The organism is Hymenobacter taeanensis (assembly GCF_013137895.1).
GTDB classification, from domain to species: domain Bacteria; phylum Bacteroidota; class Bacteroidia; order Cytophagales; family Hymenobacteraceae; genus Hymenobacter; species Hymenobacter taeanensis.
The window spans coordinates 3,515,230-3,530,477 of record NZ_CP053538.1 but is presented as its reverse complement, the minus strand read 5'-3'; the positions used below and the strand labels follow the sequence as shown (position 1 = coordinate 3,530,477).

The window sequence follows — 15,248 nt, the reverse complement described above, 5'->3', positions numbered from 1 at the left end:
AGGAGCAGTTGGCATAAGTGCTAGGCCTATAACAGCGTAATGGCTTCTGTGGCGCGCAGTTGCTGTACCAAGGCAGCGCAGGCTTTTTCGGGCCGACTATGGCGCATGAAGGTTTCGCCCATCAGGAAGCCGCGGTAGCCTACGGCGCGCAGGGCCTCAATGTCGGCGGCGGTCTGTAGGCCACTCTCCGTTACTTTCACGAATTCATCAGGAATGCGCTGGGCCAACTCCCCAGAGGTATCCAGGCTCACGGAAAAGTCATGGAGGTTGCGGTTGTTTACGCCCACCAGCGTTACGGCGTCGGGGTGCAGCGTTTTGTCGAGCTCTTCGGCGTTATGAATTTCCAGCAGCACCTCCAGGCCAAGGCTTTTGGCAAACCGACCCAGGCGCAGCACTTCTTCACTTGAGAGCACGGCCGCAATCAGCAGAATGGCATCGGCCCCAATGCTCTTGGCTTCCAGAATCTGGTACTCATCTACGGTAAAATCTTTGCGCAGAATGGGGCAGAAGTTATAGCGCCGGGCCGTGGTCAGGTCCTCATTCTTACCGCCGAAGAACTCCGTATCCGTCAGCACCGACAGTGCCGAAGCGCCGGCCTGCATGTAGCCCAGCGTGGTACGCTCAACGGGGGCGTGCGCGTTGATGAAGCCTTTGCTCGGCGACTTACGCTTGAACTCAGCAATAATACCGCTTAGGTCGTCGCGTAGCAGGTACCGGCGCAAGCTCAGCGGTTGAGAGTTCATGTACAGGCTTTGCTCCAGCTTCTTGGCCGGCACCAGGTCGCGGCGAGTTGCTACTTCCTGGCGCTTATGAGCAATGATTTTATCCAGAATGGTGGGGGTACTCATGATTTCTAACGTATGGCCCGCTCAAAGTCGGGGCTTAAATGAGAATTGCGGCGCCGTGGTATAGTTGCAAACCAAGACTGGCCTAGAATGCTTCCGCTTTCGCAAAAACAACTGAATTTCAGGCCTGGGCTAGCAAGTTGCGTAGCGATTCCCGGGCCCGGCCCGAGTCCAGAGATTCTTGCGCTGCAGCCAAGGCTTCCGCGAAGCTGAAATCAGGTTTTACGCATTGGATAGCCAGCGCGGCGTTGGCCGTTACCACCGCTCGCTGGGGAGTAGTGGCCCGCCCTTCCAGCACGTCCAGGAATATCTTCGCCGACTCTTCTACGTTGCGGCCCCCGGCCAGCTCGGCGGCGGTGGTAGCGGCCAGGCCAAAGTCGGCGGCCGTTACAATTTGCTCGCCAGCGGCGGAGGCAACTTTGGCGGCGCCCGTCAGGGAAAGCTCGTCGTAGCCATCCAAGGCATGCACCACCGCGTATTGGGTTTGGGTTTGCTGGAGCAAATAGTGGTACAGCCGCAGCAGCTCAAGACTAAAAGTGCCGGCCAACTGGTAGCGTGGCCGCACGGGGTTCACCAACGGCCCCAGAATATTGAAGAAGGTGCGCACCCCCAGCTCGCGGCGCACCGGCCCGGCATGGCGCATGGCCGGGTGGAACGACGGGGCATGCAGAAAGCAAATGTTGGCCTGCTCCAGCTGCCGCTTCAGTACATCGTTCGGCACGGCAAAATCAACGCCCAGCTTAGCCAGCACATCTGAGGAGCCACACACCGAAGAGACGCCAATGTTGCCGTGCTTGGCTACTTTGTAGCCGGCCCCAGCAACTACAAAGCAAGCCAGCGTACTGATGTTGAGCGTGTCTTTGCCGTCGCCGCCGGTCCCCACAATGTCCACTACCTCATCGGTCCCAAGCTCAGGGTTGCGCGACAAGTCCAGCAGCGCATCGCGGAAGCCCGACAGCTCCGGCACCGTAATGGGGCGCATGCGGTACACCGTCATGAAGGCGGCCATTTCGGAGGGGTTAGCCTGCCCCTGCCCAATGCTGTACATGGCTTCGCGCGCTTCGGCGTGCGTTAGGGCTTGCTGGTCAAATAATTGATTGAGAATCTGTTTCACGAGGGGAGCCTCTGCGGTGGGATACCGAGGCAGTTGAATGAGAGAAGCAAGGAACTAGGCAATGCCAAGTGACACTAAACAGGCCTAGCGGCCTAGTGGCTATCTGCCTATCAGGACAGCCAGTTTTTTAGCATTTGGTGCCCGTGTTCCGTTAGAATAGACTCGGGGTGAAATTGTACGCCGCGCACATCGTACTGCCGGTGACGGAAAGCCAGCACCTGCCCATTGGCATCGAGCGCAGTTACTTCCAGCTCGGCGGGCATGCTTTCCGGCTGCACACTCCAAGAGTGGTAGCGCCCTACCCGAAACTGCCGCGGCAGCCCCTGAAATAGCTTGTCCTCTTCGTTCGTAGTCAGGCTGGCATCGGTGGCAATGCCATGCAGCACGTCGGGCAGATTGTACAACTCGCCGCCGAAGCTCTCGGCAATGCCCTGGTGGCCCAGGCACACGCCCAGCATGCGCTTGGTGGGTGCGTAACGCCGAATTACTTCCGGCATTAGCCCCGCTTCCGAAGGCAGGCCCGGCCCCGGCGACAAGAGCACAGCATCGTAGGCCTCTACATCTTCTAGCGTCAACTTATCATTGCGAATGACGGTGGTATCAGCTCCATACCCCAGCTCCCGCAGCACTTGCACGAGGTTGTAGGTGAAGGAGTCGTAGTTGTCAATGACGAGAATTTTCATGTTGGGATCTAAGGAACTCGGGAGCTTAGAAACCTGGAAATTTGGCTATTCACCAGCCCTTCAGGTTTCCGCAAGGCAAAACGTATGATACTTAATAAAGCGGTGTTGGTGGTCGGAGGCGCCAGGATTACATGTTTTCCAAACTTTAAGACCCTACACCCCAAGCCTCTCTTACACCTGCTCAGCCTCTTTCAGGGCCTTGCGCAACGCCGCCAGTTTATGGTGCACTTCGTTTAGCTCAGAGTTGATGTCGGAGGCTGCAACTACGCCGGCGCCGGCCTGGAAGTATAGCTGGCCCGCCGTGCTAAGGAAAGAGCGAATCATGATGGCATGGTTGAAGTCGCCGTTGAAGCCCAGGTGGCCAATGGCCCCGCCGTAATACCCGCGGCCGGTGGGCTCCAAGCTATCAATGAGCTGCATGGCGCGGTGCTTAGGTGCGCCCGACAGCGTACCCGCCGGGAAAGTGTCGGCCACAACCTGCAGGGAATTTGCCTCGGGGGCCAGCGTGGCATTTACTTCACTTACCAAGTGAATAACGTGCGAGTAGAACTGGATTTCGCGGAAGGTGTTCACCTTTACCTCATCGCCGTGGCGGGCCAAATCGTTTCGAGCCAAGTCCACGAGCATGGTGTGCTCGGCATTCTCCTTGGGGTCGTCGGCGAGCTTTTGGGCCAAGGCTGCGTCTTCGGCATCGTGGCCGGTACGGCGGAATGTACCGGCAATTGGGAACAAGCTAGCCTTCCGACCCTTAATCAACAGCTGGGTCTCGGGCGAAGAGCCGAAGATTTTGAAGTTGCCGTAGTCGAAGTAAAAAAGGTACGGTGAAGGGTTAATGGAGCGCAGTGCCCGGTACACGTTAAACTCATCCCCCACAAAGCCCTGCTGAAAGCGGCGCGAGAGCACAATCTGAAATACGTCGCCGCGGCGGCAGTGCTGCTGCCCCTGGGCCAGTACTTTCAAAAACTCCTCGTCGGTCTGGTTGGTCTGCTCAGGCCCGCTGGTCTGGAAGCTAAACTCCGGCAGTGAGGGGTTTCGGATCAGGTTCACCAACCGGCCCAGGCCATCCTGATCTACTGCCTCTCCCTCCAAGGTGTGCTCAAACACATACAGCTCGTTGCGGAAGTGGTTCAGCGCGATAACGTAGCGGTAGGTGCCATAAATGATATCCGGAATCTGCCCCGCGGCTTCCTTCTCTTCGTTTAGGGTCAGGTCCTCGAAGTACTGCACCGCCTCATAGCCCAGATAGCCAAACAGGCCGCCCGTGATGAAGTCGAAGCCATGGTCTTCCGTCTCGAAGCAATTGGCAAACTCCCGCAACCGGTCCAGGGCCTGCCGGGGCTCCGCCAGCGTTTCGGTGGTAACGGAGTCGTCGGGGAAGGTTTGCTTCACTACGCCGCGCTGCACTTCAAAGCGGGCTAACGGGTCGCAGACGAGGTAGCTGAAGGCGTTCTGCTGGCCGTGGTAATCGGAGCTTTCCAGCAGCAGGCAGTTCGGGTACCGGTCGCGCAGCCGTAGGTACAGGCCTACGGGAGTTACGGTGTCGGCAAGTACGCGAAGGTGGCGGGTAGTTAAGCGGAAAGATTTCATACAGGAGCGAAGTACTGGTTGTGGAGCGGCTATGTACCGGGCAATAAAAAAAGCCCGGCGGGGCGGCCGGGCTTTCTGTTGATTTGCTGCGAAGAGGTTGTCACTTGACTCTAACGCACGCACAGGCTGTCCCGTCCGGAATTTCCGAGGGGCCACCACCAAGCTTGCAGAGTCATGTGAGAAGTCATTGCCAATTGTTAAAGCGTTGAATGCTGCAAATGTACAGCGGGCTTTTTACGGAACAAGCGTTTTTTTGGTTTTCTAATTGAAAACTTCGCAAAACAGCTTCCATAATTCTTGAGAGCTTTACCCCAATTTAAGTTTAATCTTTGAAGTATAATTGGGTGCTGCTCTGCTTGCCCACTGACATCCGCAGCAGATATTGGCCTTTTCTCAACTGGCCTACGGAAACCTCCTTGCCCGCCTGCACCTTCTTGCGAAGCCGAGGCTGACCATCGACACCTAGTAGCTCCAGCTTCGCAGTCCGTATTCCTGCGGGCAGCGCAATGCGCAGCTTATCTGGAGCCGCACTATTGAATACGCCACAAGCTAAAGCAGCGGGTTGATCGGCCGGATAAAGCATTTGGTAGGCGGCGGCAAACTCTCTTTTCCAAAACCACTCTGCGTGCTTACCATCAGCGGGTGTACTGTAGGCCAGGGTCTGCGCTGGTACTCCCTGCTCCGCTAGCACCGCGTGCATTTTTTGCATTAACGGGGCCATGGTTTCGCTTTCCGTTGTGCCACTTACGAAGTAAAACCGGGTGGCAGGCTTAGCGGGGTGCTGGTTTACGTACTGAAACAAGGAGTCTTTGGCGAACCAGAACGCAGGAGAAAACACGCCCACTTTGCTATACACCTCTGGGTATTGCAGCGCAGCATACGTGGAAATTAAACCTCCCATGCTGCTGCCTGCTATACCAGTAAACTCCCGGCCGGTTAGGGTCCGGTAGTGCGCATCTATATAGGGCTTGAGAGTCTGAACCAGAAAGTCAACGTATTGCTCGCCTTGGCCACCGCCATATTCAGGGTTGCGCCAAGGCGAGAGTTCATTCAGCCGCTCTGAACCACCATTATCAACAGCCACTACCAGGCAGCCGGTGGCATCAAGCCCTTGCAGCTGCAATTGACTTAAAGTTTCGTCTACGCCCCACTCACCTGAGAAGCCGGTGCAAGCATCAAAAACGTTCTGCCCATCGTGCATATACAGCACTGGATACCGCTTCGCAGAATCCGCCACGTATGCATTGGGTAAGTATATCCATACGCGGCGCTGGCGCTTGAGCTGAGGAATGTAAAAGTCAGCAGCCAGTATCTGCACATTAGGGTTCAGGGCCGTACTTCGGCAGGGTTTCTGGGCTCCCCCTGCCCCATTATCCTTCCAGTTGGCTACTTGCAATTCCACCACGGTAGGTCCGCTGCTAACGTTCAGGTGCCGATTTGCAATATCCTGCTGTTGAGCATCCGTTTCCACCGTGTTCCAGCTACCTCGTGTTATTTTAAACTCTATGTCTCCCTTCAAAGTCGCGGGTAGCGTGCATTGATAGCGCCCATTGGTAGTTCGCACAAACGCATAGGTTTTATTAGCGGGCTGCCACGCGTTACAAGAGCCCGCCAGGTATAGAGTGTCTGACACTGGCGTGTGCGCAGGCACTTGGGTTAACTGCAATATTGTTTGAGCCTGGGCAGTCGCGGCAAGCAGTAACCACAGGCCCAATAAAGTTAGGTAGTTCATAAGCGCAGCCGCAGAAATGTGATTGTAAAGGTAAGGGCTCCACCCACTGAGACGGTAGACTGCCAACAGGTTATCAAGAGTTCAAGCCTAGCCCACCTACTTTACCCTGGTTTATTGCTTAAATACAACCTGTATTTTTCCTAGAATATATCTTGCCTGTGCTTATGTGTTTCTAGGCTCTGAATGCTTCAAAACAACAGGAAAATGCTGATGCCTAACCCAACCGTTACTACTATTTGGTTTAAGTTGGGAGTAGAGATACTTCGCTCTACTCGGACTAAGATATATGCAAAAAACAAGTCATCCGATAGTTAAGATTTCACAACTCTGGTTGCGCCTCTATTGATATCAGCCTATTGCCGATTTTAGCTAAAACGTATCAGCCAAACGAAGAAAACTGACCTGAAAAAAGGCTTAAATTACCTTACAAAGGTGTTGTTACTTCAATAGAATGTTAAACCACGACTATGACCCGATTAACATGACCGCTCATAACCCAATAAAGCCTTATTCAATACAGCACCACAATTTGCTAATAGAGTATTAGAGCCTGATTTAGCTACAACACCCATTTTTTTGTCTTATTAGAAGACTGATTGTCACTTTTTGAAACTCATACTCCCTCAGGAGGCAGTAAAATATGTTATCATCTGATTTTAGCAGTATCATTTCCTCTGGCGTAGTAAGTGAGTCTTTAGTTACTAGCAACAAGTCAAGTAGCTAAGCCCGATTATTGCTATTCCGGGAGTAAGTATTTGCTCATTGTTTTTATCCTTGACAACGCTTTAACTTGCGTTGTTTCCGAAAGGATGGGTGACTTCAAACTTCAACTGTGCGGTTTCTATTTTTTACCGCTGGCCTCACTCTAGCCTCTGGGCCTGAAGTCTGAAGTCACTTCTAATTCCCACTCCGGCAAGTCCGGAAAAATCCATTTCAACCCCCTAAACTCTTTTCAATGAAACACCCTTATCTAGCGAAACTCGGGTTTCCGCTATTGTGCGCTGGCGTTAGCGTCAGCAGCGCCTTTGCACAGGGGGTCGGCACGGTAAGCGGCCGCATCCTAGACGAGAAAAACGAAGGGATGCCCGGCGTAACCGTTCTGATTGAAGGCACTACCCTTGGCGGCTCTACCAACTCCGATGGCACTTTCTCCATTCAGGGAGTACCTGCCGGGCAGCACACAATTGTTACGTCGTTTGTGGGTTACACTACCCGCCGGCAAACGATTGCGGTAACCTCCGGGCAGAACACTACCGTAGCGCCAATTGCTCTGGCAGAGAACACTACCCTGCTTAATGAAGCTGTTGTAGTAGGCTATGGTACGCAGCGCCGGCAAGACGTAACTGGTGCAGTAGCAACCGTGCAGTCGAAAGACTTTGTACAAGGCCAGGTAACAAACCCTGAGCAACTCGTGCAGGGCAAAATTGCCGGTGTTAGCATTACCACCGGTGGCGGTGCTCCCGGCGCGCCTGCCAATGTGCGCATCCGGGGTAACTCCTCCCTTAATGCCAGCAACGACCCGCTTTACGTTATTGATGGTGTTCCGGTAGATAAAGGGGGCATTTCCGGGGCTTCTAACCCCCTTACGCTTATCAACCCAAATGATATTGAGAGCGTAACGGTACTGAAAGATGCCTCGGCCACCGCTATCTACGGTAACCGCGCTTCAAACGGGGTAATCCTGATCACTACCAAGAAAGGCTTGCAGGGCGAAAAGCTAACGGTAAACGTATCGTCGCAGACCTCCATTGCCAAGCGTACCAAGATCTACGATGTGCTTGGCGCGCAAGAGTTCTCCGAACTCATTCGGGCCAACGGCTCAGCCTCGCAGATTGCAACGCTGGGCTCCGCCAACACCAACTGGCAAGAAGAGATTTTCCGGACTGCCACTACGTACGATAATAACGTTAGCCTCATTGGCAGCGTGGGCAAGCTGCCGTTCCGCGTTTCTTACGGCAACCTGAATCAGGAAGGCATTGTCATCACCAACAAATTAAAGCGTAACTCTGGCTCCATCAGCCTGAACCCCGTGTTGTTTGATGACCATTTGCGCATTGACCTGAACGTCAAAGGCACGAAAGTAGACAACCGCTTCATTGACCAGAGCCAAATTGGCAACGCGGTGCTGTTTGACCCCACCCAGCCAGTGCGGGGTGATGAGTCGCGCTATGCACCTTACGGCGGCTACTTCCAGTTCCTGCAGGCTAATGGCAACCCGCTAGGCCTAGCCATTGGTAACCCGGTGGCTGCCCTGAACAACACCAATAATACCAGCGAGGTAAAGCGCCTGATTGGCAATGTTCAGTTTGACTACAAGATTCATGGCGTAGAAGGACTGCGGGCAAACCTGAACCTGGCTACGGATGTGTCGCGCGGTGAAGGAAACACAGTAACCAATCTGGCTGATTTCGGCAACTACCTGAACCAAGGCCGGTTCACGCAGTACAACCAGAAGAAAGATATGCGCCTGCTGGAAGCTTACCTGGCCTACAGCAAGCAATTTGGCGGCACCAAGTTTGACATTCAGGCGGGTCACTCCTACCAGGATTTCGTTAACAAGGGTGACAACTTCCTGGCTTATCGCTTCGACCGCACCACGTTGGTTAACCCAAGTGATGTACTGACGGTGCCAGGCTACTATTCTAAGCTGGTATTCCTGTCGTACTTCGGCAGAACTACTCTGAACGTGAAAGATCGTTACCTGCTGACGGCTACCGTACGGAACGACAACACGTCGCGCTTTGCCTCGGGCAACCGCAGTGGTGTTTTCCCAGCTGTTGGCTTAGGCTGGCGCTTGAAGGGCGAGGAGTTCTTGGCTAATAACAACACCATCTCTGAGTTGAAGCTGCGTGCTGGCTGGGGCCGTACCGGCCAGCAGGACGTGGGCGGTGCTTATGACTTCCTGCCCCGTTACGTAATCGGTAACTCTGCCGCACAGTATAACGGTGTTACTACCTATCGGCCCTCCGGTTACAACGTAGGCCTGCAGTGGGAAACCACTACTACCTGGAACGCTGGTTTAGACTACGGTTTCCTGGATAACCGGATTTCCGGTTCTATTGATGCGTACGAGCGCACTTCTACTGATCTGCTCTCGTTGGTTAACGTACCCGCTGGCTCTAACTTAACCAACCAACTGTTTGCCAACGTTGGCTCTCTGCGTAACCGTGGTCTTGAGTTCAACATTAACGTAGCACCGGTTCGCTCAGAAACTTGGAACTGGGACTTCAACTTCAACGCAGCCTACAACGTGAATAAAATCACGGACCTAGGCGACCAGCAGGAAGGCTTTGAGGGCTACCTGACGGGTGGCATCCCCGGCGGTACTGGTAGCACTATCCAGGTAAATACGGTAGGCTACCCTTCCAACTCGTTCTATGTACGTCAGCAGGTATATGGCTCTAATGGCCGGCCAGTTGAAGGCGTATATGTTGATCGGAACGGCGATGGCATCATCAACGAGCGCGACAACTACCGTTATAAGAACCCCGCACCCCGTACCGTACTGGGCTTCTCTTCTAATGTGGCCTACAAGAAGATCAACCTCTCGTTCCTGCTCCGCGGCAACGTAGGCAACTACGTGTACAACTCCATTGCGGCAAACCTGGGCAACTTCTCAAACGCTCAAGGCTCTACGAACTATCTGCTGAACCTGCCCACGGACATTCGTAATACCGGTTTCAACACCCAGCAGTTGTTCTCTGACTACTATGTGGAGAATGGCTCATTCCTGCGGTGCGAGAATATCACTTTGGGTTACAACGTAGGAAAACTTTTCAACGACAAAGCAAACCTTCGTTTGTCGGCTGCTGTTCAGAATGCATTCCTCATCACCAAGTACAATGGGCTTGATCCTGAGATATTTGGCGGCATCGACAACAACTTTTACCCCCGCGCCCGCACGTTCACGTTTGGTTTGAACTTAGGCATCTAATATTCCCACCCATGAATAAACATGTAATCCGTGGACTGGTCGTTGTGGCGACTGGTTTATCACTGGCTGCGGGCAGCACCTCCTGCACCAAGGACCTAGATCAAACCCCCAAGTACGAGCTGACTCCTGATAAGGTATACGTAGACCTGAACGGTTACCGTCAGGTGCTGGCCAAACTGTACGGCGGCTTTGCCCTAACGGGCCAGCAGGGCCCTGCCGGTGCCGGCGATATTGGCGGTATTGATGAAGGCACCTCTGACTATCTTCGTCAGTATTGGAGTGCACAGGAGCTTTCTACCGACGAAGCCACTATTGTGTGGAATGACCTAGGTATTCGGGACTGGCACAACATGAACTGGGATTCGAGCAACCCGCTCATCCGGGGCTTGTATAGCCGCATCTTCTTTGAAATTGCAGCCTGCAACGAATTCATTCGCGAGTCATCGGACGATAAGATTTCCTCACGCCTGCCAGGCGCTGATGCTACGTCGGTTAAGCGTTTCCGGGCCGAGGCTCGTTTCCTGCGCGCAGTGGCCTACATGCACGCCATGGACCTATTTGGCAACGGCCCATTCGTGACGGAAAACGATGCCGTTGGCTTTGCTAAGCCCCAGTATTACACTCGCCAGCAGTACTTTGAGTACGTTGAGAAAGAGCTGACTGCTCTAGCTGCTGACCCTGACTTTGCCGAGCCCCGCGCCAACGAGTACGCCCGCGTAGACAAAGCTGCTGCCTGGGCTATGCTCGCTCGCTTGTACCTGAACGCGCAAGTTTACACCGGTACGGCCCGCTACACCGACGCGGCTGCGCAAGCTAAAAAGGTAATTGATGCTGGCTATACCCTGGCTACTACGCCTGCTGGCAACGTAGCATCAGCTTATGGCCGTCTTTTCCTGGCTGATAACAACACGGCTCCGGCGCGTAATGAAATCATTTGGCCTATTGCCTTTGATGTGAACAGCACGCAGAGCTACGGCGGCTCAACCTTCCTGGTAAACGGCGCCACGGGCTCCAACTCTTCTTGGCAGGCTCGGGTAGGCCAGTCTACAGGCTGGGGGGGTATCCGCACCACGAGCAGCTTCTTCAACCTGTTCCAAAGCCCCGGCGGCGGCGTAGTGTCTGACACCGCCCGCGACACCCGTGGCCGTTTCTGGACCAAGAAAACCGATAACAGCGCCCGTCCTCTAGAAATTAAAGACCTCTACAATTTCGAGGAAGGCTTTGGCGTCATCAAATTCCGGAACGTAAACTCGGCAGGAGTAGCCCAAGGTGGTTCTCAGAATTTCTCCGGCGTTGACTTCCCCATGATTCGCTTGGCAGAGGTAATGCTTACCTATGCTGAAGCGGTGTACCGTGGAGGTGCCGGCGACCGTACCCTGGCGCTGAGCTATATCAACCAGATTCGGGCTCGGGCTTTCAATAATCAGGCTGGTAGCGCTGTTACGGATGCTCAGGTTGCGGCCAACAACCTCCAGTTTATTCTGGATGAGCGGGGCCGTGAGTTGTATTGGGAAGCTTACCGCCGCACGGACCTGATCCGTTTTAACAAGTTTGTGGAAGGCTCCTACCTGTGGCCTTTCAAAGGCGGCGTACCTAACGGTCGGGCAGTAGAGGCGTTCCGTACCCTTTACCCAATTCCAGCTTCTGACTTGTCAGTGAATCAGAACCTGAAACAGAACACTGGTTACTAATGAATTCTTGGAAGATCGGGAACCTGTTGAAGCAGGTTCCCGGTTTGTCCGAAAAATTCACACACCAATTCCCACTTACATCGCATCTCATGAACCACTTTACCAAACTTGCAGGGCTAGGCTTAGCTGCCACTCTGTTTCTTGCTTCATGCGAGAAAGACGAAGACCGTGTGGTGATGCAGCCAGGCACTTCGCTGGCCGTAACTTCCTCCACTAATTCGGCAGTACTGCTCCAGGATAATGCTTCTGCCAAAGCAGTTACCTACACCTGGACTCCCGTTGATTTTGGCTTCCAGGCTGCCGTAAAATACACCTTGCAGTTCGATAAGAAGGGCGGCGATTTTAGCGCTCCGGTTGAAATTGAAGCGGGTAACTCTACTTCGCAGAACCTGACGGTAGCCGAATTGAACGGCATTCTGTTGCGTTTGAAAGTGTCTCCAGGTACTGCAGGCGCTATTGATTCCCGCGTGAAAGCAAGCGTAGGTGGCGCCTCAACCCCACTGGTTTCAGCGGTTTCTACCTTCACCGGCACTCCGTACAAGGTATTTATTCAGTACCCTTCTATTTACGTTCCGGGCAGCCACCAGGGCTGGGCACCTGATAAGGCTCCCTTCCTGGCATCGGTTAATAGCGACAAGAACTACGAGGGCTTTGTATACTTCCCAGATGCCTCAACCTCCTTCAAGTTTACCCCGGCTCCTAACTGGGATAATGATTATGGCGTTGACGCAGCAGGCCCTGCTGGCACGCTGAAGGCTAAAGGTGGCGACATCACTATTGCCGGTGCTGGCTACTACCGTTTCCGGGTTGATCTGAACACCCTGAAGTACATGGCAACCAAAACTACCTGGGCTGTAATTGGTGCTGCTACTCCTGGTGGCTGGGACAAGGAAACCCCCATGGTTTATGACCCCGTGAAAAAGGTTTGGAAGGTTACCTTGCCGCTTAAGGCCGATGAGTTGAAATTCCGTGCTAACAACGCTTGGGATATTGACTTCGGTGACAACAAGCCCGTAGACAACATTCCTGATTATGGTGGAGAAAACATTAAGGTTGCCGCTGCCGGCACCTACACTGTTACGCTTGACTTGAGCCAGGGCGCTGGTAACTACAGCTATTCAATCGAGAAATAGCAACACCCCCAGTAAAACAACAAGGGCCGCTTACTAAGCGGCCCTTGTTGTTTTACTGGGGGTAACATGCCAGAGAGAGATTACTTAAAGCTTATTTGGCGGGCAGCTACATTATCCCCAACCTGTACCCGCACCGTATACGTACCTGCCGCGAGATTCCCACGCTTTATTTCAGCCCGGTACTGCCCGATGGATTTTTGCGTGTCGAGGATGGTTTGCACGTGTCGCCCCATCAGGTCTACCAAGGTGATGTTTACCGCTTGGTTTTGGGTAGTTACGGCGTAGCTAACGCTCATATCATCAGAAGCCGGATTGGGGTACGCGCTCATAGCTACTGACTGCTCGGCGGCTCTTTTAGTGCCTAGCACGGTTACGCCGGTTGCACCAACTATTACTGAGGCCGCTTGCGTACCGGGTATGTTGGAAAAGTCTACGGCATTGGGTGGGGTGTTATTAGGTCCGCCCAAGTTGGGGGCGCCTGCCCCGTTTTGTGGGTACCCGGAGTTAGCAGGAATAGGCCCAGTGTTCTGCGGCAAAAAATCGCTCGATATGTAGCCGCCATCGACGTTGTTTTGCACCGCAAAAACGCGAAGTGTGCCCCCCACAGCCGAAATACCCATCGCAGTCCGATCTAATTCAATCTCCCAACCGTAGGAGCCCGCCGCGCCCGTTGCGTTGCCCGGATTGGATGATAGCTTACCATCCGAAGAATTCCGATAAGCCATGCGCGCTCCAGCTAATGGGGCGAAAGCGCCGGAAGCATCGGCCGCACCAATAGTTAGGGCAGTGCCGGTAGTGGCATTGAGGGTAGCTGAGCCAAGGTTTTTATCCGTGGCATTCGTGGCGGAAGTATAAATAATAGCTTGCGGAATGAGCTGCCCAGCCGTACCGTTGCCTTTGATTGCCAACCCCAGATCGGCGGGCAAGTCAAGCTTGGCGTTCATCTTCTGAAAGGAAGTAGCGGCACTTCCACCTACGGGCAGGGCTGCCGTAGTGCTGGCACCATCAATACCGGGCCGGTCAATAAACAGCTGAAAAGAGTTATTGATGCCGCTGGAAGTGCTTTCCAGGGTACCGGCCAAAAAGAAGTAGATTTTGTTGGCATCGGCGGTAGCATACAGGCTTAGCAGGCCTGCATCGCCAAACCCATGAGGCCCGGTGTAGCGGCTTACAAGCTGGTAATTAGTGGCACTGATTTCAGAGGCGCTCAGCACCCCATCAACAGCTATTTGCGCGTGGGAGGTCAGGGCTGCCAGCGTTAGGGCGCCGGAGAGAACCAGAGTAGGGAATTTTCTCATGTGGGAAAGAGTGCGTGGTGGGATAATAGAAGGAAAACAAGCCGGTATTCCGGTAAGACAAAGCGCAGTCAACGGTATTGTAGACTTATACTTCCTGAGCTGGAATTTAGATGTAGGCCTAGTGCTACATTTATACTATATCGGGAGGAGGGCACGGTACGTGCTACTTAAGCAAATAGCAGTAGAGGACTTATGTTCGTCAATTCAGCATTTTTAACTGCCGAAATCTTTTCCGTGTTTCGTCCTTTATACTCGTACTTTGATTCCGGCCCGCTGGAATATGCGGCTAAATGGTTTTTCTCACCTTTCTGATTGATATGATTCTTATTGCCGACGGTGGCTCTACGAAGAGCAGCTGGTGCCAGCTTGATGAAACTGGTAACCGCGTGTATTTTAACACCGAGGGGTACAACCCCGATTTTATAAGCACGGCGGCCGTAGTTGCCTCGCTGGATAAGAACCTGCCCGAAACGCTGCCCCGCCAGAAGGTAAGCGAGGTTTTCTATTATGGCGCCGGCGTATCGTCGGAGAAAAAGGCTGAAATCATTGCCAAAGCCATGCGGCAGATTTTCCCGCAGGCCAAGGTAATCGTCGACCACGACCTACTGGCCTCGGCACGGGCACTTTTGGGCCGCAAGCCGGGCTTTGCTGCTATTTTAGGTACGGGCACCAACTCCTGCCTCTACGACGGCAACAAAATCACCTACAACGTAGATTCGTTGGGCTACTTCCTGGGCGATGAAGGCAGCGGCTCCTTCATTGGTAAGCGCCTGCTGCGCGACTACCTGCGCGGCCTGCTGCCCGATGGCTTACAGGAGATTTTCCGGGAGGAGTTTAACCTTACCCGTGAGGATATTCTGGACCGCCTTTACAACCAGCCCTTGCCTAATCGGTTCCTGGCCAGCTTCGCCAAGTTCACCTACGACCACAACAACATCAGCTACTGCCGCGAGATTGTGCTGCAGGGGTTTGAAACGTTCTTCGCGAACATTGTGCGCCACTACCCCCGCTATCAGGACTATACCTTTAACTGCATTGGCTCAGTAGGCTACAACTTCCGGGATGCCCTCTCGCAGGTAGCCCGCGACAACGGTATGGAAGTGGGTAAAATCATCCGCTCCCCTATTGATGATCTGGTAACCTTTCATGAAGAAGCTCTAATCAAATAGAGAACACTTCTAATAGCAAAAAAGCCCGCTCTCCATGGAGAGCGGGCTTTTTTAGTGGCCTA

Annotated in this window: 10 protein-coding genes; 4 read left to right on the top strand and 6 right to left on the bottom strand. The window is 53.7% G+C overall.

What is annotated here, in order from left to right; genetic code table 11:
- Positions 1–26: 26 nt before the first annotated feature.
- The 5 genes from trpC to HMJ29_RS14865 all read right to left on the bottom strand — a co-directional run bounded on the left by trpC (position 27) and on the right by HMJ29_RS14865 (position 5,748).
- Positions 27–848 carry an indole-3-glycerol phosphate synthase TrpC gene (trpC, locus tag HMJ29_RS14885; protein WP_171592233.1) on the bottom strand — a complete coding sequence of 274 codons (822 nt, stop codon included), beginning with the start codon at positions 846–848 and terminating at the stop codon, positions 27–29.
- A 118-nt stretch (positions 849–966) separates the two neighbouring features.
- Positions 967–1,959 carry an anthranilate phosphoribosyltransferase gene (gene trpD, locus HMJ29_RS14880; RefSeq protein ID WP_171592232.1) on the bottom strand — a complete coding sequence of 331 codons (993 nt, stop codon included), beginning with the start codon at positions 1,957–1,959 and terminating at the stop codon, positions 967–969.
- A gap of 110 nt (positions 1,960–2,069) precedes the next feature.
- A complete protein-coding gene (locus tag HMJ29_RS14875) occupies positions 2,070–2,642 on the bottom strand; it encodes an anthranilate synthase component II (protein ID WP_171592231.1) in 573 nt (190 codons plus the stop codon).
- A gap of 171 nt (positions 2,643–2,813) precedes the next feature.
- Positions 2,814–4,229, bottom strand: coding sequence for an anthranilate synthase component I family protein (locus tag HMJ29_RS14870; protein ID WP_171592230.1), 1,416 nt, complete (start codon positions 4,227–4,229; stop codon positions 2,814–2,816).
- A gap of 322 nt (positions 4,230–4,551) precedes the next feature.
- Positions 4,552–5,748 carry an alpha/beta hydrolase gene (locus HMJ29_RS14865; RefSeq protein ID WP_171592229.1) on the bottom strand — a complete coding sequence of 399 codons (1,197 nt, stop codon included), beginning with the start codon at positions 5,746–5,748 and terminating at the stop codon, positions 4,552–4,554.
- Positions 5,749–6,916: 1,168 nt separating this feature from the next.
- Here HMJ29_RS14865 and HMJ29_RS14860 point away from each other — a divergent pair.
- The 3 genes from HMJ29_RS14860 (at position 6,917) to HMJ29_RS14850 (ending at position 12,719) form a co-directional block, all read left to right on the top strand.
- Entirely contained in the window at positions 6,917–9,895 is a 2,979-nt protein-coding gene (locus HMJ29_RS14860; protein ID WP_171592228.1) for a SusC/RagA family TonB-linked outer membrane protein, read from the top strand.
- 11 nt (positions 9,896–9,906) lie between these two features.
- Entirely contained in the window at positions 9,907–11,586 is a 1,680-nt protein-coding gene (locus HMJ29_RS14855) for a RagB/SusD family nutrient uptake outer membrane protein (RefSeq protein ID WP_171592227.1), read from the top strand.
- An 89-nt stretch (positions 11,587–11,675) separates the two neighbouring features.
- Positions 11,676–12,719: a SusE domain-containing protein gene (locus HMJ29_RS14850; RefSeq protein ID WP_171592226.1), complete on the top strand. Its 1,044-nt coding sequence runs from the start codon at positions 11,676–11,678 to the stop codon at positions 12,717–12,719.
- Positions 12,720–12,799: 80 nt separating this feature from the next.
- Here the strand turns inward: HMJ29_RS14850 and HMJ29_RS14845 are convergent, their stop codons facing one another.
- Positions 12,800–14,017, bottom strand: a complete 1,218-nt coding sequence (locus HMJ29_RS14845) for a T9SS type A sorting domain-containing protein (protein WP_171592225.1) — start codon at positions 14,015–14,017, stop codon at positions 12,800–12,802.
- Between the two features lie 317 nt (positions 14,018–14,334).
- Here HMJ29_RS14845 and HMJ29_RS14840 point away from each other — a divergent pair, with 317 nt between their 5' ends.
- Positions 14,335–15,186 carry an N-acetylglucosamine kinase gene (locus tag HMJ29_RS14840; RefSeq protein ID WP_171592224.1) on the top strand — a complete coding sequence of 284 codons (852 nt, stop codon included), beginning with the start codon at positions 14,335–14,337 and terminating at the stop codon, positions 15,184–15,186.
- Positions 15,187–15,248: the final 62 nt, after the last annotated feature.

Bases quoted from the DNA above. Each gene is read 5' to 3' on its own strand.
- trpC (WP_171592233.1), bottom strand. From the start codon at position 848: ATGAGTACCCCCACCATTCTGGATAAAATCATTGCTCATAAGCGCCAG.
- HMJ29_RS14870 (WP_171592230.1), bottom strand. From the start codon at position 4,229: ATGAAATCTTTCCGCTTAACTACCCGCCACCTTCGCGTACTTGCCGAC.
- HMJ29_RS14840 (WP_171592224.1), top strand. From the start codon at position 14,335: ATGATTCTTATTGCCGACGGTGGCTCTACGAAGAGCAGCTGGTGCCAG.
- HMJ29_RS14850 (WP_171592226.1), top strand. From the start codon at position 11,676: ATGAACCACTTTACCAAACTTGCAGGGCTAGGCTTAGCTGCCACTCTG.
- HMJ29_RS14845 (WP_171592225.1), bottom strand. From the start codon at position 14,017: ATGAGAAAATTCCCTACTCTGGTTCTCTCCGGCGCCCTAACGCTGGCA.
- HMJ29_RS14875 (WP_171592231.1), bottom strand. From the start codon at position 2,642: ATGAAAATTCTCGTCATTGACAACTACGACTCCTTCACCTACAACCTC.
- HMJ29_RS14855 (WP_171592227.1), top strand. From the start codon at position 9,907: ATGAATAAACATGTAATCCGTGGACTGGTCGTTGTGGCGACTGGTTTA.
- HMJ29_RS14860 (WP_171592228.1), top strand. From the start codon at position 6,917: ATGAAACACCCTTATCTAGCGAAACTCGGGTTTCCGCTATTGTGCGCT.